The 23,441-nt window shown below is 63.1% G+C and carries 19 protein-coding genes; 16 read left to right on the top strand and 3 right to left on the bottom strand.

Translation table 11 applies throughout. The annotated features are described in order from the left end of the window. Positions 1 to 305 precede the first annotated feature (305 nt). The 3 genes from QMX82_RS07535 to QMX82_RS07525 all read left to right on the top strand — a co-directional run bounded on the left by QMX82_RS07535 (position 306) and on the right by QMX82_RS07525 (position 4,451). Positions 306 to 2,708: a TonB-dependent siderophore receptor gene (locus QMX82_RS07535; protein WP_208694552.1), complete on the top strand. Its 2,403-nt coding sequence runs from the start codon at positions 306 to 308 to the stop codon at positions 2,706 to 2,708. Between the two features lie 84 nt (positions 2,709 to 2,792). Continuing rightward, positions 2,793 to 3,293 (top strand): GNAT family N-acetyltransferase, encoded by a 501-nt coding sequence (locus tag QMX82_RS07530; RefSeq protein WP_208694553.1) that lies wholly within the window; start codon positions 2,793 to 2,795, stop codon positions 3,291 to 3,293. Between the two features lie 102 nt (positions 3,294 to 3,395). Further along, positions 3,396 to 4,451, top strand: a complete 1,056-nt coding sequence (locus tag QMX82_RS07525; RefSeq protein WP_208694554.1) for a hypothetical protein — start codon at positions 3,396 to 3,398, stop codon at positions 4,449 to 4,451. A 1-nt stretch (position 4,452) separates the two neighbouring features. On the opposite strand, the gene QMX82_RS07520 is transcribed toward QMX82_RS07525, so the two are convergent. Further along, positions 4,453 to 5,082 (bottom strand): LysE family translocator, encoded by a 630-nt coding sequence (locus QMX82_RS07520; protein WP_208694555.1) that lies wholly within the window; start codon positions 5,080 to 5,082, stop codon positions 4,453 to 4,455. A gap of 48 nt (positions 5,083 to 5,130) precedes the next feature. Then, the gene (ppsR, locus tag QMX82_RS07515; RefSeq protein WP_208694556.1) at positions 5,131 to 5,949 is read right to left on the bottom strand and encodes a posphoenolpyruvate synthetase regulatory kinase/phosphorylase PpsR; all 819 of its coding nucleotides are present in this window, start codon (positions 5,947 to 5,949) and stop codon (positions 5,131 to 5,133) included. Positions 5,950 to 6,075: 126 nt separating this feature from the next. On the opposite strand from ppsR, the gene ppsA reads away from it, so the two are divergent. The 6 genes from ppsA to QMX82_RS07485 all read left to right on the top strand — a co-directional run bounded on the left by ppsA (position 6,076) and on the right by QMX82_RS07485 (position 12,532). Then, on the top strand, positions 6,076 to 8,445 hold the full coding sequence (ppsA, locus tag QMX82_RS07510) for a phosphoenolpyruvate synthase (RefSeq protein WP_133859681.1): 2,370 nt from the start codon (positions 6,076 to 6,078) through the stop codon (positions 8,443 to 8,445). A 152-nt stretch (positions 8,446 to 8,597) separates the two neighbouring features. Beyond that, positions 8,598 to 9,599 (top strand): zinc transporter ZntB, encoded by a 1,002-nt coding sequence (locus QMX82_RS07505; RefSeq protein ID WP_208694557.1) that lies wholly within the window; start codon positions 8,598 to 8,600, stop codon positions 9,597 to 9,599. Between the two features lie 48 nt (positions 9,600 to 9,647). Next, the gene (locus tag QMX82_RS07500) at positions 9,648 to 9,911 is read left to right on the top strand and encodes a CrfX protein (RefSeq protein WP_208694558.1); all 264 of its coding nucleotides are present in this window, start codon (positions 9,648 to 9,650) and stop codon (positions 9,909 to 9,911) included. Further along, entirely contained in the window at positions 9,912 to 10,736 is an 825-nt protein-coding gene (locus QMX82_RS07495; protein ID WP_158895487.1) for a mechanosensitive ion channel family protein, read from the top strand. Positions 10,737 to 10,791: 55 nt separating this feature from the next. Beyond that, the gene (gene sigX, locus QMX82_RS07490; RefSeq protein WP_007159259.1) at positions 10,792 to 11,376 is read left to right on the top strand and encodes an RNA polymerase sigma factor SigX; all 585 of its coding nucleotides are present in this window, start codon (positions 10,792 to 10,794) and stop codon (positions 11,374 to 11,376) included. A gap of 100 nt (positions 11,377 to 11,476) precedes the next feature. Then, the gene (locus QMX82_RS07485; protein ID WP_187978798.1) at positions 11,477 to 12,532 is read left to right on the top strand and encodes an OmpA family protein; all 1,056 of its coding nucleotides are present in this window, start codon (positions 11,477 to 11,479) and stop codon (positions 12,530 to 12,532) included. Between the two features lie 135 nt (positions 12,533 to 12,667). Here the strand turns inward: QMX82_RS07485 and gltA are convergent, their stop codons facing one another. Continuing rightward, the gene (gene gltA, locus QMX82_RS07480) at positions 12,668 to 13,948 is read right to left on the bottom strand and encodes a citrate synthase (RefSeq protein ID WP_208694559.1); all 1,281 of its coding nucleotides are present in this window, start codon (positions 13,946 to 13,948) and stop codon (positions 12,668 to 12,670) included. A 347-nt stretch (positions 13,949 to 14,295) separates the two neighbouring features. Between gltA and sdhC the strand changes: the two genes are divergently transcribed. From sdhC to lpdA, 7 genes are all read left to right on the top strand, one after another. Continuing rightward, a complete protein-coding gene (sdhC, locus tag QMX82_RS07475; protein ID WP_026083585.1) occupies positions 14,296 to 14,682 on the top strand; it encodes a succinate dehydrogenase, cytochrome b556 subunit in 387 nt (128 codons plus the stop codon). Beyond that, positions 14,676 to 15,044: a succinate dehydrogenase, hydrophobic membrane anchor protein gene (gene sdhD / locus QMX82_RS07470; protein ID WP_208694560.1), complete on the top strand. Its 369-nt coding sequence runs from the start codon at positions 14,676 to 14,678 to the stop codon at positions 15,042 to 15,044. Before sdhC ends, sdhD begins: the two co-directional genes overlap by 7 nt. Positions 15,045 to 15,047: 3 nt before the next feature. After that, entirely contained in the window at positions 15,048 to 16,820 is a 1,773-nt protein-coding gene (gene sdhA, locus QMX82_RS07465) for a succinate dehydrogenase flavoprotein subunit (protein ID WP_208694561.1), read from the top strand. Positions 16,821 to 16,831: 11 nt separating this feature from the next. Continuing rightward, positions 16,832 to 17,536, top strand: a complete 705-nt coding sequence (locus tag QMX82_RS07460) for a succinate dehydrogenase iron-sulfur subunit (protein ID WP_208694562.1) — start codon at positions 16,832 to 16,834, stop codon at positions 17,534 to 17,536. A 185-nt stretch (positions 17,537 to 17,721) separates the two neighbouring features. Next, entirely contained in the window at positions 17,722 to 20,553 is a 2,832-nt protein-coding gene (locus QMX82_RS07455) for a 2-oxoglutarate dehydrogenase E1 component (protein WP_282281999.1), read from the top strand. A gap of 42 nt (positions 20,554 to 20,595) precedes the next feature. Beyond that, positions 20,596 to 21,813: a 2-oxoglutarate dehydrogenase complex dihydrolipoyllysine-residue succinyltransferase gene (odhB, locus tag QMX82_RS07450; protein WP_208694564.1), complete on the top strand. Its 1,218-nt coding sequence runs from the start codon at positions 20,596 to 20,598 to the stop codon at positions 21,811 to 21,813. Positions 21,814 to 21,893: 80 nt separating this feature from the next. Then, positions 21,894 to 23,330: a dihydrolipoyl dehydrogenase gene (gene lpdA / locus QMX82_RS07445; protein ID WP_133859672.1), complete on the top strand. Its 1,437-nt coding sequence runs from the start codon at positions 21,894 to 21,896 to the stop codon at positions 23,328 to 23,330. The last annotated feature ends 111 nt before the right edge of the window (positions 23,331 to 23,441 follow it).

The raw sequence follows: 23,441 nt of genomic DNA, 5'->3' as shown, positions 1-23,441 counted from the left end.
TTTGCCCACTGCCGCGCAAGGTAGGCAGGGCAGTCCCTGTTTCCTTGAAACATTTCCTCGAAAATAGTCAGGGCCGGGCGATGGAAGGCAGACGCCGGCAGAGTAGCGTCCTTGAGCGCTTCCTCAAGGTAATCGACTGATTTGCGTTCGCTTATGATATTAATTTGCATTTACAGATGCATCCAGGTTGCATAGCCTGCGTTCCGCCGCGCAACGGCATCGGATACCGGTCCCTGGAAAGCTTCCAGCGAGTCCTTACGTGGGGTACGGACGGGTCGGTGTTTCCCTAGAGGACGACCAACGACATGCAGCTCTTCTCCCTGCGCCTTCTCGCGCTTTCCGTCTCCCTGGGCGTGGCGACCCTCGCCCAGGCCGCTCCCGTGGCACTGTCGCAGCCGGCGCAGCCGCTGGCTGATGCCTTGCAGAGTTTCGCGCGCGCGAGTGGCTTCCAGGTGAACTACGATCCCGCCGCCCTGGTAGGCAAGCGAGCCCCGGCCCTGGCGGGGCGGATGGAGCCGGATGTCGCTCTGCAGCGCCTGCTGGCGGGCAGTGGCCTGGCGGCCTCGGTCAGCGGCTCGATCGCGACCGTCGCCCCGGTGGCCACCCAGGCGGCGGCCGGCAGCGTGGCGCTGGAGGCCACCACCATCAGCGCGGACGATGGCTCCCTGACGGGCCGGACGACCACCGAAGGGACACGCTCCTACACCACCGGCGCCATGAGCACCTCCACCGGCCTGCCCCTGTCGATCCGGGAGACGCCGCAGTCGGTGAGCGTCATCACCCGGCAGCGCATGGAGGACCAGGGCATGACCGACCTCAACGATGTGGTCAGATACGCCCCGGGTGTAACGCTGCGCAAATTCGGCGGCGACCGCCAGGAATTCCTCTCCCGCGGCTTCCGCATCGACAACGTCATGTACGACGGCCTGCCCACCACGGCCGGGACCTTCACCCTCGACAGTCTGTCCTCGGCCGATCTGTCCATCTACGACCGTGTCGAGGTGGTCCGCGGCGCCACCGGCCTGATGACCGGCGCCGGCGATCCTTCGGCCACCCTGAATCTGGTGCGCAAGCGCCCGACCGCCTTTCCCCAGGTCAGCGTCACCACCAGCGCCGGCAGCTGGGACCGCTACCGTACCGAGGTCGACGCCTCCAACAAGCTCAACGAAGCCGGCACCCTGCGCGGTCGCGCCGTGGCCGCCTACGAGGACGGCCATAGCTTCCAGGACGTGCGCGAGCGCAAGCGCCAGACCTTCTATGGCGTCCTCGAAGCGGATCTCAGCGACGCCACCACCTGGACCATCGGTGCGTCCAAGCAGCGTGAGGACAAGACCTCCGACTGGGGCAGCCTGCCCAGCGGTCCCAATGGGGAAAACCTGCACCTCTCACGTTCCACCTTCCTGAGCGGCGACTGGGCCTACTGGGATCAGGACAACTACACCCTGTTCTCCGACATCACCCACACCTTCGACAACGGCTGGAAGGCCAAGCTGGCGGCGCAGCAGGTCTGGGCCAATTCGGATACCTACTCCAACTACCTGACGTCCACGGCCGCGGACTTTAGCTACGGTTCGGTCAGTGACTTGGGTACCGCCTCCGGCGCCTATCGCACCGATTCCGATCAGCTCAACCTTGATGCCTCGGTGAGCGGGCCCTTTCAGTTGCTGGGTCGCGAGCACGAACTGATGGCCGGGATCAGTCGGCGGCAGGACAAGTTCTATCAGCGTGGCGGCTACTCGGGTGCCACTCCGGTGGACATCTACAACTTCCGCCCCAGCAGCATCGTCAAACCGGCCAAGGACACGCTGACGCCCTATGCCAGCAAGAACACCACCACCGAAGAGGCGGTGTATGCGGCAGCGCGCTTCAATCCGGTGGACCCGCTGCACGTCATCGTCGGGGGACGGGTCAGCTGGTATGACTTCGACAACCTTTACAGCGACAACGACTACAAGGCCACCCGCGAAGTTACGCCCTATGCCGGCATCATCTACGACCTGAACGACACCTATTCGGTCTATGCCAGCTATACCGAGATCTTCAAGCCGCAAAGCGAGCAGAACTCCGGGGGGGCGGTCCTGGAGCCCATGACTGGCAGAAGCTACGAGATCGGTCTCAAGGGTGCCTATTTCGATGGCGCGCTGAATGCCTCCGTGGCGCTGTTCGACACCATCCAGGAGAATCGTGCCTACCTGCCAGCCAACCAGGCCACCTTCTGCCCTGGCTACCCCGCGCAGAGCTGTTACAGCGCTGCGGGCGAGGTCCGCAGTCGCGGTATCGACGCGGAAATCTCCGGCCAGCTGACGCCAAACTGGCAGGCGTCCGCGGCCTATACCCTGGTCCTCAGCCAATACACCAAGGATGTCACCTACGAGGATCGCCGCTTCGCGCCCGAGCAGCCCAAGCACCTGTTCAAGGCCGCCACCAGCTATCAACTCACGGGCAACCTGAGCAACTGGCGTATCGGTGCCGATCTGCAGGCTCAGAGCGAGACCTTCGAGCGTGTCGGCACCGGCGAAGCCAAGCAGGATAGCTATGCCCTGGTGGGTCTGATGGCCGGCTACCGCTTCAATGAGCACTGGGATGGCCGGGTCAACTTCAACAACATCTTCGACGAGAAGTACTGGCAGGGCATCCCGACGGGTACCGGAAGTGGCACCTACGGCGATCCCCGCAACGTCATGCTCAGCTTGAAATGGACGCTGTAACCGGCAAGTGAATCGCGCGCTTCGCCCTTGTCCGATCCCCCGGACCTGGGCGAAGCTGCGGACTTCCGCGAAGGAGTGCCGCCCATGTCCAGCTCGCTCGTCCACCTGGAACGCTATGCCGATCGTCACGCCGAGGGCCTGGCCGCCCTCTATGGCGATCCGGCGGTGGCGCGGCAGGTGCTGCAATTGCCCTATCAGACCGCCGAGCAATGGCGGCAGCGGCAGAGTGCCGAGCGCGAGGGCCGGGTCGCGCTGGTCGCCCTGCAGCAGGGGCGGGTCGTGGGCAGCGCCAGTCTCGAACAGCAGCCGCGCATTCGCCGCCAGCACTGTGGTGCCCTCGGCATGGGCGTGGCCCGGGATTGCCAGGGGCAGGGCATAGGCACCCAGCTGCTGACGGCCCTGCTCGACCTCGCCGACAACTGGATGAATCTGCAACGGGTGGAGTTGACCGTCTTCAGCGACAACGAACCGGCCCTGGCGCTCTATCGCAAGCTCGGTTTCGAAGAAGAAGGTCTGCTGCGGGGCTATGCCCTGCGCGATGGCGTATTTACCGACGTCTACAGCATGGCGCGCTTCAAACCCTGATCCAGGTGTATGAGAGAAACTTGAGTTCATCACAAGAAACCTGAGTTTGTTTCATGCGTCGTGCGAGAAGACAATCTCCACCCTGTCAGGTGGAGGTGTGCAATGGTCAAGATTCATTCCCAGGGTTCTGCGCGGAGCGAGCAACAGGGTGACGCGTCCCTGGCGTCTCTCGACGATTGCGAGCGTGTTGCCCTGATCGCCCAGGGACGCCAGCAGCGTCAGCACGCGTGGCGTGCCCAGCAAGCGGCAGGTTGTGAGTGGCTCGCGGTAGGCGACTTTGGCTGGGGCGATCGGGTGCTGGCGCATTCCTATCTGGTAGGCGCTGCCGCCCATCTCGAGCCGGCGGACGATCACGGTTTCGCCGGCAGTTGTCAGGTTCCCGTATTCACCTCAGGCCAGGCCTTTGCCATCGGCTGGGAACGGCTGTTCGACGAGGTCGCCGAGGCCCAGGCGCTCGGTCTGGCCGTCAAGCCGCTAATCCTCGGGCCGCTGAGCTATCTGTGGCTCGGTCGCTCGCTCGATCCCGCCGTCGACCGACTGGAGCTGCTGGAAGCGCTGCTGCCGGTCTATGGCGAAATCTTCGCGCGGTTGGCCGCCCAGGGCGTGGAATGGGTCCAGCTCGACGAGCCGCTGCTGGCGCTGGAGCTGCCGCTGGCCTGGCGTACCGCCTTCGAAAGGGCCTACAACCTGCTGCAGCGCGAGCCGCTGAAGAAGCTGCTGGGCGTGCGTCACGGTGAGTTGATCGACAACCTGGGCCTGGCTGCCGCTCTGCCGGTGGAGGGGCTGCATGTGGACTGGCCGCGTTCGGTCCAGGCCCAGCAGGGTCTGCTCGATCGGCTGCCGGCCTACAAGACGCTGTCGCTGGGTCTGGTCGAAGACATCGAGGCCGGGCAGATCGGCCGGCAGCGGCGGCTGCAATTCGCCCAGCAGATCGGCGAACGCCTGCAGGAGCGCCTCTGGCTGTCGCCCGCGGTCTTGTCCGAGGATGCCGACAGGGCCCAGGCCGCTGCTCTGACAGCCGAATTCAACGCACTGGTGCGGACCGCTCGCCAGGCAGCCGTGGACACGCCGGTAGCGTCCAGGGAACAGCCCTGGTCGGCGATCGAAGCGGCCCTGGCCAAGCTGGGCGCCGCCCAGTCCGGGCTGGTGTCGTCCTGAATCAGCGGTGGGCGGTCAGCAGCAGACCGCCTGCGCCGGCAAAGAAGGCTCCGGTAGCCTGATTGAGGCGGCGGACCCCGCGGGGTCCGCGGATGAAGCGGCGGATCTGCCGGCCGAACAGACCATAGACGAAGGCCGCGACCATTTCCGCGAACAGATGGGTGCCACCCAGGTAGACGAACTGCTGGGTCGTCGGCTGAGTGGGGTCGATGAACTGCGGAAAGACCGCGGCGAACAGCAGGATCGCCTTGGGATTGCTGATGCCGATGAGGAATTCCTGCAGCATCAGCCGGTGCAGCGCCCGCGGTTGCGCCGCGCCGCCCTCGGTCAGGTCCAGGCCGTCGAAGGCCCGGCTGCGCCAGCTCTTCACGCCGAGGTAGAGCAGGTAGAGCGCGCCGATCCACTTGATGACGGTGAAGGCCGTCTCCGAAGCCAGCAGCATGGCGCCCAGGCCCACCGCGGAGATCACCAGGAAGATCACGAAGGCCACATCGCGACCCAGGGCCGCCAAGCCCGCGGTCAGCGCGCCATGGCGGATGCCGTTGCCGAGCGAGCAGAAGTTGTTGGGGCCGGGGGTCAGGGCGATGAGCAGGGCGACCGGAAAGAACAGCAGGGCATCGACGAGGTTCATGGCGGTCGCCTGGCGCGCCACGCAGGCGCTGCAGAGGAGGGTGGTCGGCTATTTAAACCGTCTTTCCACGCCTTTCTCCACCAGAATCTTCGCCGAGATTTCCTCCACGGAAAAATGTGTGGTGTTGATGAAGGAGATGTTCTCGCGACGGAACAGACTCTCCACCTCGCGCAGTTCGAATTCGCACTGGGCGAAGCTCGCATAGCGACTGTTGGCCCGGCGCTCGTGGCGGATCGCCGCCAGGCGCTCGGCGTCGATGGTCAGGCCGAACAGCTTGTCCCTGTAGGTCTTGAGCGAGGCGGGCAGCTGCAGGCGCTCCATGTCCTCTTCGGTCAGCGGATAGTTCGCCGCGCGAATGCCGTATTGCAGCGCCATGTAGAGGCAGGTCGGCGTCTTGCCGCAGCGCGAGACCCCCACCAGGATCAGATCGGCCTGCGCATAGTGGGTCGTGCGGGCGCCGTCGTCGTTTTCGAGTGCGAAATTGACGGCCTCGATCCGCTCCATGTAGTGACTATTGTGCATGATCGAATGTGACTTCCCTACCGAATACGAAGATTCGGCGGAAAGTTCCCGTTCGAGCGGGGATAAAAACGTGGAGAAGATGTCGATCATGAACCCGTTCGACTGGTCCAGAATGGCCCGGATGTCACGGTTGACGATGGTATCGAAGATGATGGGTCGCGCACCGTCCTGGACGGCGGCGGCATTGATCTGCTGTACCATCGCCCTGGCCTTGTCCAGCGTATCCACGTAGGGGCGCGTGATCTTTCTGAAGGTGATGTCCCCGAACTGGGCCAGGAGGCTCTGACCGAGGGTTTCGGCCGTGATGCCGGTACCGTCGGAAATGAAAAAGGCGGTTCGTTGCATGGATGGACGTCCTGGTGGCGTACGGGGCAGGGATCGCTGCACTGTAACCTACCGCCGTCCACTGTCCATGGGGCGGGCGCCGAGGCGTACTGCTTTCCCACAAAGACACAAGATGGAGAGAAGACCTTGGACGAGTATGTAATTTCACTGGAGCAGCTTGGCGTACACGACGTCGAGCGCGTGGGCGGCAAGAACGCATCTCTCGGCGAGATGATCGCCAACCTGGCCAACGCGGGCGTCTCCGTGCCGGGCGGGTTCGCCACCACGGCCCAGGCCTATCGCGATTTCCTTGAGCAGAGCGGGCTGAACGAGCGTATCCACGCCGCCCTCGATGCCCTGGATGTCGACGACGTCGTCGCCCTGGCCAAGACCGGCGCCCAGATCCGCCAGTGGGTCATGGACGCACCCTTCCCCGAGCACCTGGACGCCGAGATTCGCCGGGCGTTCGCCGAGCTGTCGGCCGGCAACCCCAATCTCGCCGTGGCCGTGCGCTCCTCGGCGACCGCCGAAGACCTGCCGGATGCCTCCTTTGCCGGCCAGCAGGAAACCTTCCTCAACATCCGCGGCGTCGACAACGTCATTCGCGCGGCCAAGGAAGTCTTCGCCTCCCTCTTCAATGACCGCGCCATCGCCTACCGTGTCCACCAGGGCTTCGATCACAAGTTGGTCGCCCTGTCCGCCGGCGTGCAGCGCATGGTGCGCTCGGAAACCGGCGCCGCCGGCGTGCTCTTCACCCTGGATACCGAATCCGGCTTCCGCGATGCGGTCTTCGTCACCGCCGCCTATGGCCTGGGCGAGACCGTGGTGCAGGGCGCGGTGAACCCGGACGAATTCTATGTCCACAAGCCCACCCTGGAAGCCGGTCGCCCGGCCATCCTCAGGCGCAACCTGGGCAGCAAGGCGATCAAGATGGTCTATGGCGAAGAAGCCAAGGCCGGCCGCTCGGTCCGTACCGTCGATGTCGAGCCGGCGGATCGCGCCCGCTTCTCGATCACCGACGCCGAGGTCACCGAACTGTCCAAGCAGGCGCTGATCATCGAGCGCCACTATGGTCGACCGATGGACATCGAATGGGCCAAGGACGGTGACGACGGCAAGCTCTACATCGTCCAGGCCCGTCCTGAAACCGTGAAGAGCCGGGCCAGCGCCACCGTCATGGAGCGCTACCTGCTCAAGGACAAGGGCCAGGTGCTGGTGGAAGGCCGTGCCATCGGCCAGCGCATCGGCGCCGGCAAGGTCAAGATCATCCGCGACGTCAGCGAGATGGACCGCGTCCAGCCCGGTGATGTCCTGGTCTCCGACATGACCGATCCCGACTGGGAGCCGGTAATGAAGCGCGCCAGCGCCATCGTCACCAACCGGGGCGGTCGTACCTGTCACGCCGCCATCATCGCCCGCGAGCTGGGTATCCCGGCCGTGGTCGGCTGCGGCAATGCCACCAGCCTGCTCAAGGAAGGCCAGACCGTCACCGTCTCCTGCGCCGAGGGCGATACCGGCCTGATTTACGAAGGTGAGCTGGACTTCGACATCCGCAAGAGCTCGGTGGATGCCATGCCCGAGTTGCCGTTCAAGATCATGATGAACGTCGGCAACCCCGACCGTGCCTTCGATTTCGCCCAGCTGCCCAACGCCGGCGTGGGTCTGGCGCGCCTCGAATTCATCATCAATCGCATGATCGGCGTGCATCCCAAGGCGCTGCTGAACTATGACAGCCTGCCCTTCGAGGTGAAGGAAAGCGTCGACAAGCGCATCGCCGGCTATTCGGATCCGGTTGGCTTCTATGTCGAGAAGCTGGTGGAAGGGGTCGCCACCCTCGCTGCCGCCTTCTGGCCGAAAAAGGTCATCGTGCGCCTGTCGGACTTCAAGTCCAACGAGTACGCCAACCTGATCGGCGGCAAGCTCTACGAACCCGAGGAAGAGAACCCCATGCTGGGCTTCCGCGGTGCCTCCCGCTATATCAGCGAGAATTTCCGCGACTGCTTCGAGCTGGAATGTCGCGCCATGAAGAAGGTGCGTGAAGAGATGGGCCTGACCAACGTCGAGCTCATGGTGCCCTTCGTGCGTACCCTGGACGAGGCGGCGCGGGTGGTCGAGCTGCTCGGCGAGAACGGCCTCAAGCGCGGCGAGAACGACCTACGCGTGATCATGATGTGCGAGCTGCCCTCCAATGCCCTGCTGGCGGACGAGTTCCTCGAGCATTTCGACGGCTTCTCCATCGGCTCCAACGACCTGACCCAGCTCACCTTGGGCCTGGATCGCGACTCCGGCATCATCGCCCACCTGTTCGACGAGCGTAATCCGGCGGTCAAGAAGCTCCTGGCCAATGCCATCGCCGCCTGCAACCGGGCCGGCAAGTACATCGGCATCTGCGGTCAGGGTCCTTCGGACCATCCGGATCTGGCCAAGTGGCTGATGGAGCAGGGCATCGAGAGCGTCTCGCTCAACCCCGATTCCGTGCTCGACACCTGGTTCTTCCTGGCTGAAGGCAACGCCTGATCCCAGGCTCACCCCGCCCGGCAAAGGCGGGGTGAGCCTTTCCAGGATTAATTCCCTCATCCCCCCACGAAGGTGGCGCCTGCGCCCTGCCCAGGGCCACCTTTGCCGGATCGCCGAGCGAAAGCGGTCGCGATCCCTGCAAGAGACGCCAGATGCAGCAGTACGACAGCGATGTGGAACAGGGTCTCATCTACGGCTATCTCCTCGATGGCCGCGGCGGCGGAAGACGCCTTAGCCGCCGGGAACTGGCCGAGGCCGAGCCGGGCCCCGGCGAGGTACTCTGGCTGCACTGGGATCGCAGCGTCCCCGAAGCCCAGGCCTGGCTTCGGCAGTCCAGCGGCCTGAGCGAATTCGCCTGCGACCTGTTGCTGGAGGAGGCGACCCGCCCGCGGCTGGTCAATCAGCCCGACGACAGCCTCCTGCTGTTCCTGCGTGGCGTGAATCTCAATCCCGGCGCCGTGCCCGAGGACATGGTGTCGCTGCGGGTATTCGTCGACAAACGCCGGGTGATCTCCCTGCGCATGAGACCCATGAAGGCCGCCGCCGAAGTCCAAGAAGACCTGGAAGCGGGCATTGGCGCCCAGAGCGCCGAGGAGCTGGTGCTCTATCTCGCCAGCTACATGACCAGTCGGGTCGACGACCTGGTGCGCGGCCTGTCCGATCAGCTCGATGGTCTCGAAGAGCAAGTCGACCAGGACGAGAACAGCCTGCCCGACCATGCCCAAGTGCTGACGCTCAGGCGCCGCGCGACCGGGTTGCGGCGTTACCTGGCCCCACAACGTGACATCTATGGCGATCTGGCCCGCGGCAAGCCCGCCTGGTTCGCCGAGGCGGCCAGTCAGGGCTACTGGAGCGAATTGCACAACAGCCTGGTGCGCAACCTGGAAGAGCTCGAGGTCATGCGCGAGCGCGTGGCGCTCCTGCAGGACGCCGAGCAGCGCGCAAGTGCCGAGAAGACCAACCGTACCCTCTACCTGCTAGCCATCATTACCGGCTTCTTCCTGCCCATCAGCTTCATCACCGGCCTGCTGGGAATGAACATGGGTGGCCTGCCGGGTTCCTCGTCTCCCTTCGGCTTCGTGGCCGCCTGCCTGCTGATCGCGGCGGTGTCGATCTTCCAGGTCTGGCTGTTTCGCCGTTTGCGCTGGCTGTGACCCGCTTCCACCTCGCTGCGTCAAGAGGAAACGACCAGCGAGGTGCTTATGCACGATCCCTTCGAAGCGTCCCTCAAGGCGCTCCTCAATACCCCGGCCAATGCTCAGGACGAAGCGGGCGATGACCAGGCGCGCTTGCACCGGGTCCTCAAGACCGCCAACCGCCAGGTGGGCGCGGGTGCGCTGTTCGATCTGATCGGGCGGCACTGGGTATCGGTGCTGCTGCTGGCGCTGGGCAACGGCGCCCCCCATCTGAAGCCGCGCTCACGTCGCACCCGGCGTAGCGAATCTTCCCCGGAGATCCTGAAGTAGATGGAATTCGATATCTGGACCCAGAGTCTGCTGTCCGCCATGACCACCCTGTGGAGCAAGGTGGCCGGTTTCATTCCCAATGTCTTCGGCGCCCTGGTGGTGATCCTCGCCGGCTTCGCCGTCGCCAAGATTCTCGACACCGTGTTGTCGAAGGTCCTTGCCAAGCTCGGCCTGGATCGCATCCTTGCCGGTGCCGGTGTGACCAAGCAACTGGCCAAGATCGGCATCCGCATCCCGGTCACCACCCTGATCGGCCGGATCGTCTACTGGTTCGTCCTGCTGGTGTTCCTGGTGTCGGCCGCCGAATCCCTGGGCCTGCAGCGCGTGTCCTCCACCCTGGACGTCATGGCGCTCTATGTGCCCAAGATCTTTGGCGCCGCCCTGGTGCTCATCGTCGGCGTGCTGCTGGCGCAACTGGTCAGCGGTCTGGTCCACGGTGCGGCCGAAGGTGTCGGCCTGGACTACGCGGCGGGGCTGGGGCGCCTGGCGCAGGGGCTGGTCATCATCATTTCGATCTCGGTCGCGGTAGGTCAGCTGGAGATCAAGACCGAGCTGCTGAACCTGGTCATCGCCATCGTGCTCACCGCCTTCGCCCTGGCCGCGGCCCTGGCGCTTGGGCTGGGCAGCCGGGGACTGGTGTCGCAGATCCTGGCCGGCATCTATGTGCGCGAGCTCTATGAAGTCGGCCAGTGGGTGACCCTGGCCGACGTCGAAGGCGAGATCGAGGAAATCGGGACCGCCAAGACCCTCATCATGACCGAGGAGGGCGATATCGTTTCGGTTCCGAACCGTCTATTACTGGAGGCTCAGGTGCGCAGCCGCTGACAGGCGCCGCGGAGATGGCTATCATGCCCGCCACTTTTTGGTAGCCAACTCCGTCTTGAACAAGCCTGCCCCTCATGCCTACGACCCGACCACGCTCAGTGATGAAGAGCTGGTCCAGCGCGCGCATGGTGAACTCTTCCACGTGACGCGAGCCTACGAAGAACTGATGCGCCGTTACCAGCGCACCCTGTTCAACGTCTGCGCCCGCTACCTGGGGAACGACCGGGATGCAGACGATGTCTGCCAGGAAATCATGCTGAAGGTGCTTTACGGTTTGAAGAATTTCGAGGGGAAATCGAAATTCAAGACCTGGCTGTACAGCATCACCTACAACGAGTGCATCACTCAGTACCGCAAGGAACGCCGCAAGCGGCGGCTGGTGGAGGCATTAAGTCTGGATCCGATGGAGGAAGCTTCCGAGGAACGGGCGCCGAAGCTGGAAGAGAAGGGAGGGATGGATCGCTGGCTGGTTCATGTGGGTCAGGTCGATCGGGAGATTCTGGTGCTGCGCTTCGTCGCCGAGCTGGAGTTCCAGGAGATCGCCGACATCATGCACATGGGCCTCAGCGCCACCAAGATGCGGTACAAGCGGGCACTCGACAAACTGCGTGACAAGTTCGCAGCTGAAGTTGAGGGCTGACCGGATGTGTCAGCCGTAAGTTTTTGAACTTCACGAAAACTTGTTGTCGAAGCCTCCGGAGATTGCCGGAATTAGTACCACTAAAATGGGGATACAAAGGATGAAACTGAAGAGCACCTTGGGCGTCGTTATCGGCTCCCTGCTGGCAAGCGCCTCGCTGAGCGCCCTGGCACAAGGTCAAGGCGCCGTCGAGACCGAGCTGTTCGGCAGCCGTCTGTTCACCGACAGCCAGCGCAACATGACCAATGCTGACCTGTACGGCGGTTCCGTTGGCTACTTCCTGACTGACGACGTTGAGCTGGCGTTGTCCTATGGTGAGTACCACAACGCCCGTGGCGACCACGACCTGGGTCACAAGAACATCAAGGGCAGCCTGGCCGCCCTGGACGCCTACTACCACTTCGGTCAGCCCGGTGTTGGCCTGCGTCCGTACGTGTCCGGTGGCTTCGCTCACCAGTCCATCAGCAACCGCGACATCAACGAAGGTGGTCGTGACCGTTCCACCTACGCCAACCTGGGTGCCGGCCTGAAGTACTACTTCACCGAGAACCTGTATGCCCGTACCGGCGTGCAAGCTAACTACAACATCGACTACGGCGACACCGAGTGGAGCGCTGCTGTAGGTGTTGGTCTGAACTTCGGTGGTTCCACCAAGAAAGAAGTCGCTCCGGCTCCGGCTCCGGCCCCCGTTGCTGACGTCTGCACCGATTCCGACAACGACGGCGTCTGCGACAACGTCGACAAGTGCCCGAACACCCCGGCCAACGTCACCGTTGACGCTACCGGCTGCCCGGCTGCCGCTGAAACCGTTCGCGTCGAGCTGGACGTGAAGTTCGATTTCGACAAGGCCGTGGTCAAGCCCAACAGCTACGCCGACATCAAGAACCTGGCTGATTTCATGCAGCAGTACCCGCAGACCTCGACCACCGTTGAAGGCCACACCGACTCCGTCGGCACCGACGCCTACAACCAGAAGCTGTCCGAGCGTCGTGCCAACGCCGTGCGTAACGTACTGGTCAACCAGTACGGCGTGCAGGGTGGCCGTGTGAACGCCGTTGGTTACGGTGAGTCCCGCCCGGTTGCTGACAACGCCACCGAAGCCGGTCGCGCTGTTAACCGTCGCGTAGAAGCCGAAGTCGAAGCTCAGGCCAAGTAAGCTGCCTGATCCAGACTCGAAAAAGCCCGCCTAGTGCGGGCTTTTTCATGCCTGCCGTTCTGGTTTTCCGCGATTGATCTGGTTCTGGCGGGCACAAAAAACCCCGCCGAGGCGGGGTTGTTCTCAGCGGATCGATCAGCCGCGATCGTCCGGAATGTCACGCTGGGTCACGCCGGTGTACAGCTGGCGCGGCCGACCGATCTTGTAGGGGCCGGACAGCATTTCCTGCCAGTGCGAGATCCAGCCGACGGTCCGCGCCATGGCGAAGATCACGGTGAACATGCTGGTCGGAATGCCGATCGCCTTGAGGATGATGCCGGAGTAGAAGTCCACGTTCGGGTAGAGGTTGCGCTCGACGAAGTAGGGGTCCTTGCGGGCCAGTTCTTCCAGGCGCATGGCCAGTTCCAGTTGCGGATCGTTGATGCCGAGCTCGGCCAGGACTTCGTCGCAGGTCTGCTTCATCACCGTGGCGCGCGGATCGAAGTTCTTATAGACGCGATGGCCGAAGCCCATCAGCTTGAACGGATCGTTCTTGTCCTTGGCCTTGGCCACGAACTTGTCGATGTTGGCGACATCGCCGATCTCGTCCAGCATCTTCAGTACCGCTTCGTTGGCGCCACCGTGCGCCGGGCCCCAGAGGGCGGCGATACCGGCAGCGATACAAGCGAAGGGGTTGGCGCCCGACGAACCGGCCAGGCGGACGGTGGACGTGGAGGCGTTCTGCTCATGGTCGGCATGCAGGATGAAGATGCGATCCATGGCGCGGGCCAGTACCGGGCTGATCGGCTTTTCCTCGCACGGGGTGTTGAACATCATGTGCAGGAAGTTCTCCGCGTATCCCAGGTTGTTGCGGGGATACATCATCGGCTGACCCATGGAGTACTTGTGCACCATGGCTGCCAGGGTCGGCATCTTGGCGATCAGGCGCATCGCCGAAATCTCGCGGTGCTGCGGATCGGTGATGTCCAGGGAGTCGTGGTAGAAGGCCGAGAGGGCGCCGACTACGCCGCACATGATGGCCATGGGGTGCGCATCGCGACGGAAGCCGTTGAAGAAGTTCTTCAGTTGCTCGTGAACCATGGTGTGGTTCTTGATGGTGTCGACGAACTGCGCCTTTTCTTGCGCGTTCGGCAATTCACCCTTGAGCAGCAGGTAACAGGTCTCGAGATAGTCGGATTTTTCCGCCAGTTGCTCGATCGGGTAGCCTCGGTGCAGCAGGATGCCCTTGTCACCGTCGATATAGGTGATCTTGGACTCGCACGAAGCGGTGGACATGAAGCCCGGGTCAAAGGTGAACACACCAGTGGAGGTGAGGTTGCGAACATCGATCACGTCCGGGCCGAGGGTGCCGGACATAACGGGCAGGTCAACCGGATCCGCTCCCGAGATGATCAACTGCGCTTTCTTGTCAGCCATTAGGCCTCCTTATTTTGCTTTGAAATCATCAATAAACCCTCCACTCAGGGCCTCGCCCACTATAGAGGGATAAATTTGAAAGTCAATTTACGAAAATATCACCCTAAAGGCGCTTTCTGGGCAGATTGTGCGGCGAAAAGACATTAACACGCAGGCTTCTGAATATCAGCCGGCGACGTCGGAATCGGGCATCCGCGTTTGTCATGAGTAGGCTAACTGTCTATAATTCTCGCCCGACCGTACCGGGTCGGCGAGCTGATGCCGAGCGGTCGCGACGCTTCCAACAGGAAGCGTGAAGCAGATGTGGAATCTCCTATAACTAGCCCGACCGCAATTGGGCCCTCAGTGTGAAAGAAGCCGTGAATAGCAAACGACCTGTAAACCTAGATCTCAGGACCATCAAACTACCTATCACAGCTTATACCTCGATTCTTCACCGTATCTCCGGCGTCATCCTGTTCCTTGGCATTGCAGTCATGCTTTATGGCCTGCACCTGTCCTTGGGCAGTCCGGAAGGCTTCGGCCAAGTGAAAGCTTTTCTGGCCTATCCGCTGGTCAAGCTCGTGATCTGGGGTCTGCTGTCCGCATTGCTCTACCACCTGGTCGCCGGTATTCGGCACCTGATCATGGATGGTGGCGCTGGCGAAACCCTGCAGGGCGGCAAGCTGGGTGCGCAGCTCGTGCTGGTCATTTCCGCAGTTCTGATCATTCTGGCAGGGGTTTGGGTATGGTAACCAACGTCACCAATCTTTCGCGTTCCGGTCTCTACGACTGGATGGCTCAACGGGTCTCGGCAGTCGTCCTTGCGGTCTACTTCCTCTTTATCCTCGGCTACCTGATCCTTCATCCAGGGCTCACCTTCGAGCAATGGCACGGCCTGTTCTCCCACACCCTGATGCGCATCTTCAGCCTGTTGGCGCTGGTGTCCGTCTGCGTTCATGCCTGGGTTGGTATGTGGACCATCTCCACCGACTACCTGACCACCATGGCTATCGGCAAGGGCGCTACCGCCGTGCGTTTCCTGTTCCAGTCGGTATGCGGGTTCGCGATGTTCGCGTTCTTCGTCTGGGGCGTGCAGATCTTCTGGGGTGTTTGATCTATGTCCACAATTCGTCATATCTCGTTTGATGCCATCATCGTAGGTGGCGGCGGCGCCGGTATGCGCGCAGCGCTGCAACTGGCCCAGTCCGGTCACAAGACCGCGGTGATCACCAAGGTCTTCCCGACCCGTTCGCATACCGTGTCCGCCCAGGGCGGCATCACCTGCGCCATCGCCTCGTCCGATCCGAACGATGACTGGCGCTGGCACATGTACGACACCGTCAAGGGGTCGGACTACATCGGTGACCAGGACGCCATCGAGTACATGTGCTCCGTAGGCCCGGAAGCGGTCTTCGAACTCGAGCACATGGGTCTGCCGTTCTCCCGCACCGAGCAGGGCCGCATCTATCAGCGTCCCTTCGGCGGTCAGTCCAAGGATTACGGCAAGGGCGGCCAGGCCGCGCGGACCTGTGCCGCGGCCGACCGTACCGGTCACGCCCTGCTGCACACCCTCTATCAGGGCAACCTGAAGAGCAACACGGTATTCCTCAACGAGTGGTACGCCGTGGATCTGGTGAAGAACCAGGACGGCGTCATCGTCGGGGTCATCGCCATCTGCATCGAGACCGGCGAGACCGTCTATGTCAAGGCCAAGGCCACCGTGCTGGCCACTGGCGGTGCGGGCCGTATCTATGCCTCCACCACCAATGCCCTGATCAACACCGGTGACGGCGTCGGCATGGCGCTGCGCGCCGGCGTCCCGGTGCAGGACATCGAGATGTGGCAGTTCCACCCCACCGGCATCGCCGGCGCCGGGGTACTGGTCACCGAGGGTTGCCGTGGTGAGGGTGGCTACCTGATCAACAAGCACGGCGAGCGCTTCATGGAGCGCTATGCGCCCAACGCCAAGGATCTGGCCGGTCGCGACGTGGTCGCCCGTTCCATGGTCAAGGAAGTGCTGGCTGGCAACGGTTGCGGTCCGGATGGCGACCACGTGCTGCTGAAGCTGGACCACCTGGGTGAGGACGTGCTGCACAGCCGTCTGCCCGGCATCTGCGAACTGTCCAAGACCTTCGCCCATGTCGACCCGGTCGTCGCGCCGGTGCCCGTGATCCCCACCTGCCACTATATGATGGGTGGCATCGCTACCAACATTCATGGTCAGGCCATCACTCAAGACGCCAACGGCAACGACAGGATCATCGAAGGCCTGTTCGCCGTGGGCGAAGTGGCCTGCGTGTCCGTGCATGGCGCCAACCGTCTGGGCGGCAACTCGCTGCTGGACCTGGTGGTCTTCGGTCGTGCGGCCGGTCTGCACCTGGAGAAGGCGCTCAAGGACGGTATCGAGCACCGTGGTGCTTCGGAAAGCGACCTGGAAGCCTCGCTGCAGCGCCTGGCCGGCGTCAACGAGCGGACCACCGGCGACGATGTCGCCACGCTGCGCAAGCAGCTGCAGACCTGCATGCAGAACTACTTCGGGGTGTTCCGCACCGGCGAGTACATGCAGAAGGGCATCGCCGAACTGGCCGATCTGCGCGAGCGCATCGCCAAGGTCAAGATCAACGACAAGAGCCAGGGCTTCAACACCGCCCGTATCGAAGCGCTCGAGTTGCAGAACCTGCTGGAAGTGGCCGAAGCGACCGCCATCGCCGCCGAGAACCGCAAGGAGTCCCGTGGTGCTCACGCCCGTGAAGACTTCGAAGAGCGTGACGACGAGAACTGGCTGTGCCACACCCTCTATTTCCCCGGTGAAAAGCGGGTCAGCAAGCGTGGAGTCAACTTCGCGCCGAAGACCGTACCGATGTTCGAACCCAAGGTTCGGACTTACTAAAGGTGACCACCATGTTGAAAGTCAGCGTTTATCGTTACAACCCGGATCAGGACGGCGCGCCGTCCATGCAGGAGTTCCAGGTCGATACTGGTGGGAAGGATCTCATGGTGCTGGACGTCCTGGCTCTGATCAAAGAGCAGGATGAAGGCTTCTCCTATCGTCGTTCCTGCCGTGAAGGCGTGTGCGGCTCCGACGGCATGAACATCAACGGCAAAAACGGCCTGGCGTGCATCACGCCGCTGTCGGCCGTGGTCAAGAACGACAAGCTGGTCGTGCGCCCGCTGCCCGGCCTGCCGGTCATCCGTGACCTGGTCGTCGACATGAGCATCTTCTACAAGCAGTACGAGAAGGTGAAGCCGTTCCTGCAGAACGACACCCCGGCCCCGGCCATCGAGCGCCTGCAAAGCCCGGAAGACCGCGAGAAGATCGATGGTTTGTACGAGTGCATCCTGTGTGCCTGCTGCTCGACGTCCTGCCCGTCCTTCTGGTGGAATCCCGACAAGTTCCTCGGCCCCGCTGCGTTGCTGCAGGCCTATCGCTTCCTGGCCGACAGCCGTGACACCAAGACCCAGGAACGTCTGGCGGCCATGGACGATCCGTTCAGCGTGTTCCGCTGCCGGTCGATCATGAACTGCGTGGCGGTCTGTCCCAAGGGGCTGAACCCGACCAAGGCCATCGGCCATGTGCGGGCGATGCTGCTGCAGAGCGGTACCTGATTCACGTCCCGCCCGGCCCGTTGTGCCGGGCGGGTTCGTTAACGACCTCGATAGCTTGATTCAACCAATGTCCATTCAGGGATACCCGGAACAGCATCCGGGCATTGGCGCAGCCGTAGGGAGGCCAGGTCTCGCGTCGAGACTGGTCAGCGGCTGATGCTATCTCTGCCGAAGGGGTGAACTAGATGCACGAAAGTCAGATGCAGCAACTGTGGGACAGCGCTCACCTGTCCGGCAGTAATGCTGCCTATGTGGAAGAGCTCTATGAGCTGTTTCTGCACGATGCCAACGCTGTGCCGGAAGAATGGCGCACCTACTTCCAGAAGCTGCCTGCGGTCACTGGCAATTCGCCGGACGTCGCGCATTCCGCGATCCGCGACCATTTCGTGCTGTTGGGCAAGAACCAGCGGCGAGCTCAACCGGTCTCGGCCGGTACTGTCAGTTCCGAACACGAGAAGAAGCAGGTCGAAGTCCTGCGTCTGATCCAGGCGTACCGTCTGCAGGGTCATCAGGCTGCCCAGCTCGACCCCTTGGGTCTGTGGAAGCGTCAGCCGCCTGCCGATCTGCTGCTCAACCACTACGGGTTGACCGACGCCGATCTGGATACCACCTTCCGCACCGGTGAATTGTTCATCGGCAAAGAGGAAGCAACTCTCCGCGAAATCAGGGATGCGCTGCAAGAGACATATTGCCGCACGGTCGGTGCGGAGTTCATGCACATCGTCGATTCCGAAGAGCGCCGCTGGTTCCTGCAGCGGCTGGAAAGCGTCCGTGGCCGCCCGCAGTATTCCCCTGAAGTCCGCACCCATCTGCTGGAGCGACTGACCGCCGCCGAGGGCCTGGAAAAGTACCTGGGCACCAAGTACCCGGGCACCAAACGTTTCGGTCTGGAAGGGGGCGAGAGCCTGATTCCGCTGATCGACGAGATCATCCAGCGTTCCGGCTCCTATGGTGTCAAGGAGCTGGTGATCGGCATGGCCCACCGTGGCCGCCTGAACGTGCTGGTCAACACCCTGGGCAAGAATCCGCGCGACCTGTTCGACGAGTTCGAAGGCAAGAAGCTGGTCGAGCTGGGCTCCGGTGACGTCAAGTACCACCAGGGCTTCTCCTCCAACGTTATGACCCAGGGCGGCGAAGTCCACCTGGCGCTGGCGTTCAACCCGTCGCACCTGGAGATCGTCTCTCCGGTGGTGGAAGGTTCGGTACGTGCTCGCCAGGATCGCCGCGGCGATCGCTCCGGCGACAAGGTCGTGCCCGTGGCCATCCATGGCGATGCCGCCTTCGCGGGCCAGGGCGTGGTCATGGAAACCTTCCAGATGTCGCAGACCCGCGCCTACAAGACCGGCGGCACCCTGCACCTCGTCATCAACAACCAGGTGGGCTTCACCACCAACCGCCAGGAAGACGCGCGCTCCACCGAGTACGCCACCGACGTCGCCAAGATGATCCAGGCGCCGATCTTCCACGTGAATGGTGATGATCCCGAGGCGGTACTGTTCGTCACTCAGCTGGCGGTCGACTACCGCATGCAATTCAAGCGTGACATCGTCATCGACCTGGTGTGCTACCGCCGTCGCGGCCACAACGAGGCCGATGAGCCGAGCGGCACCCAGCCGCTGATGTACCAGCAGATCGCCAAGCAGCGCACCACCCGCGATCTCTATGCCGATGCCCTGACCCAGGCCGGCGTGGTCACCGCCGAGCAAGTCCAGGCGCAGTTCGAAGCCTATCGCGGCGCCCTCGACGAGGGCCGTCACGTGGTGGCCAGCCTGGTCAAGGAACCCAATCGCGACCTGTTCGTCGACTGGAAACCCTACATCGGCCACGCCTGGACCGCCCGGCACGATACCGGCTTCGATCTGAAGACCCTGCAGGACCTGGCCAACAAGCTGCTACAGGTTCCGGAAGGCGTCGTGGTTCAGCGCCAGGTCGGCAAGATCCTCGAGGATCGGCAGAAGATGACCGCCGGCGGCCTGCCGCTGAACTGGGGCTTCGCCGAGATCATGGCCTACGCCACCCTGTTGCACGAAGGCCATCCGATCCGCATCACCGGTCAGGACGTCGGTCGTGGCACCTTCTCGCACCGTCACGCGGTGCTGCACAACCAGAAGGACGCCGTACCCTACGTGCCCCTGCAGCACCTGGCCGAAGACCAGCCGTCGTTCGAGATCTACGACTCCTTCCTGTCCGAGGAAGCGGTGCTGGGCTTCGAATACGGCTACGCCACTACCACGCCCAACGCGCTGGTGGTCTGGGAAGCCCAGTTCGGTGACTTCGCCAACGGTGCCCAGGTCGTCATCGACCAGTTCATCACCAGCGGCGAGATCAAGTGGGGTCGTCTCTGCGGCCTGACCATGCTGCTGCCCCATGGCTACGAAGGCCAGGGTCCGGAGCACTCGTCGGCTCGTCTGGAGCGTTACCTGCAGCTGTGCGCCGAGCAGAACATCCAGGTCTGCGTACCCACCACCCCGGCGCAGATCTATCACCTGCTGCGTCGCCAGGTGATCCGCCCGCTGCGCAAGCCGCTGGTGGTGCTCACGCCCAAGTCGCTGCTGCGCCACAAGCTGGCCATCTCGACCCTGGAAGACCTGGCCCATGGTTCGTTCCAGACCGTGATCAACGAGCTGGATCAGCTCGATGCCCAGCAGGTTAAGCGCCTGGTCCTGTGCAGCGGCAAGGTCTACTACGACCTGCTGGAAAAGCGCCGCAGCGAGAATCGCCAGGACATCGCCATCGTGCGTCTGGAGCAGCTCTATCCGTTCCCGGAAGACGATCTGGCCGAGGTACTGGCCGGTTATCCGAACCTCGAGCGCGTGGTCTGGTGCCAGGAAGAGCCGATGAACCAGGGTGCCTGGTACTGCAGCCAGCATCACATGCGCCGCGCCGTGTCCGGTTACAAGCAGGGTCTGGGCCTGGAATACGCCGGTCGCGATGCGTCCGCCGCACCGGCCTGTGGCTATGCCTCCATGCACGCCGAGCAGCAGGAAAAACTGCTGAACGATGCTTTCTCCGTTTGATTCGCCACGCGACTACTAAAGATCACTAAGGAAATTCATAGAATGGCTATCGAGATCAAAGCCCCTACCTTCCCGGAATCGGTCGCTGACGGCACCGTCGCCACCTGGCACAAGAAGCCGGGCGAAGCAGTCAAGCGTGACGAACTGCTGGTCGACATCGAGACTGACAAGGTCGTGCTGGAAGTCGTGGCGCCCGCCGATGGCGTCCTGGCCGAAATCGTGAAGAACGAAGGCGATACCGTGCTGAGCGAAGAAGTCATCGCTCGCGTGGAAGAGGGTGCCGCTGCCGCCGCTCCGGCTGCCCAGCCGGCTGCCGCCAGTGCTCCGGCCGCCGCCCCGGCCGCCGGTGGTGAAGAGGATCCGATCCTGGCTCCCGCAGCGCGCAAGATCGCCGAAGAGAACGGCATCGATCCGGCTACCCTGGTCGGTACCGGCAAGGGTGGTCGCATCACCAAGGAAGACGCCGTCGCCGCCGTCGAGGCCAAGAAGTCCGGCGCCGCCGCGCCGGCTGCCAAGCCCGCTGCCGCCGCCGCTCCGGTGGTGACCGCCGCTGGCGACCGTACCGAGAAGCGCGTGCCCATGACCCGCCTGCGGGCCAAGGTCGCCGAGCGTCTGGTGGAAGCCCAGTCCAGCATGGCCATGCTGACGACCTTCAACGAGGTCAACATGAAGCCGATCATGGACCTGCGCTCCAAGTACAAGGACATGTTCGAGAAGAAGCACAATGGCGTGCGCCTGGGCTTCATGTCCTTCTTCGTCAAGGCCGCCACCGAGGCGCTCAAGCGTCAGCCGGGCGTCAACGCCTCCATCGACGGCAATGACATCGTCTATCACGGTTATCAGGATATCGGCGTGGCCGTGTCCAGCGACCGCGGTCTGGTGGTTCCGGTTCTGCGCAACGCCGAGTTCATGAGCCTGGCGGAAGTGGAAGGCACCATCGCCGACTTCGGCAAGAAGGCCAAGGCCGGCAAGCTGACCATGGACGACATGCAGGGTGGTACCTTCACCATCTCCAACGGTGGTGTCTTCGGTTCGCTGCTGTCCACGCCCATCGTCAACCCGCCGCAGACCGCGATCCTGGGCATGCACAAGATCCAGGAACGCCCCATGGCGGTGAACGGCCAGGTCGTGATCCTGCCGATGATGTATCTTGCGCTGTCCTACGACCATCGCCTGATCGATGGCAAGGAAGCCGTGACCTTCCTGGTCACCATGAAGGACCTGCTGGAAGACCCGGCTCGTCTGCTGCTGGACATCTGATCCGGCTCTCGCGGTGCGGGGCAGGGGCCACGCACTGCTTCAAGTTTTCCTGCCTGAAGCTGCTCCAAGGGGATTAGTGTATGAGCGACAAATTCGACGTAGTGGTGATCGGCGCAGGCCCTGGTGGCTACGTGGCCGCCATCCGCGCCGCGCAGCTCGGTCTGAAGACGGCCTGTGTCGAGCGCTACAAGGGCAAGGAAGGCAAGGTCGCCCTGGGCGGCACCTGCCTGAACGTGGGTTGCATTCCCTCCAAGGCGCTGCTGGACAGCTCCTACAAGTACCACGAGGCCCACGAGGGCTTTAAGGTCCACGGCATCGACGCGCCGAACGTCACCATCGACGTGCCCACCATGATCGGCCGCAAGGACCAGATCGTGAAGAACCTCACCGGCGGCGTGGCCACCCTGTTCAAGGCGAACGGCGTGACCCTGCTGGAAGGCAACGGCAAGCTGCTGTCCGGCAAGAAGGTCGAAGTCACCGGCCTGGACGGCAACGTCCAGGTGGTCGAGGCCGAGAACGTCATCCTGGCGTCCGGCTCGCGTCCCATCGACATCCCGCCGGCTCCGGTGGACCAGAAGGTCATCGTCGATTCCACCGGCGCCCTGGAATTCCAGAGCGTGCCCAAGCGTCTGGGCGTGATCGGTGCCGGCGTCATCGGCCTGGAACTGGGTTCGGTCTGGGCCCGTCTGGGCGCCGAAGTCACCGTGCTGGAAGCCCTGGACAAGTTCCTGGTCGCCGCCGATGAGCAGGTGTCCAAGGAGGCCTACAAGATCCTTTCCAAGCAGGGTCTGAACATTCGCATGGGGGCTCGCGTGACCGGCTCCCAGGTCAACGGCGAAGAAGTCACCGTCAACTACACCGAAGCCGGTGAAGAAAAGCAGATCACCTTCGATCGTCTGATCGTCGCCGTGGGCCGTCGTCCGGTCACCACCGACCTGCTGGCATCCGACAGCGGCGTGGAAAGCGACGAACGTGGCTACATCTACGTCGACGACCATTGCGCTACCAGCGTGCCGGGCGTGTTCGCCATCGGCGACTGCGTGCGTGGTCTGATGCTGGCCCACAAGGCCTCGGAAGAGGGCGTGATGGTTGCCGAGCGCATCGCCGGTCACAAGGCCCAGATGAACTATGATCTGGTCCCCTCGGTGATCTACACCCACCCGGAAATCGCGTGGGTCGGCAAGACCGAGCAGGCCCTGAAGGCCGAAGGCGTCGAAGTCAACGTCGGTACCTTCCCCTTCGCGGTCAGCGGGCGTGCCCTGGCGGCCAACGACACCGCCGGCTTCGTCAAGGTCGTGGCGGATGCCAAGACCGATCGCGTCCTGGGCGTCCATGTGGTCGGCCCGAGCGCGGCGGAGCTGGTGCAGCAAGGCGCCATCGCCATGGAATTCGGCTCCAGCGCCGAAGACCTGGGCATGATGGTGTTCTCGCACCCGACGCTGTCCGAGGCGCTGCACGAAGCGGCCCTGGCGGTGAACGGTCATGCGATCCACGCGGTGAATCGCAAGAAGCGGTAAGAGATTTACAGAACCACGGGGTCGCCGACCGCCGCGAAGCCTCAGGGCTCCACCGCAGGAAGGCACCTCGGACTCTTGTTAGTGGGGTGTGAGACACCCCACTAGGGCAGG

The sequence above is a fragment of the Pseudomonas sp. PS02302 genome (assembly GCF_029959585.1).
Lineage (GTDB): Bacteria > Pseudomonadota > Gammaproteobacteria > Pseudomonadales > Pseudomonadaceae > Chryseomonas > Chryseomonas aestiva.
This window is presented reverse-complemented; position numbering and strand designations above follow the sequence as displayed.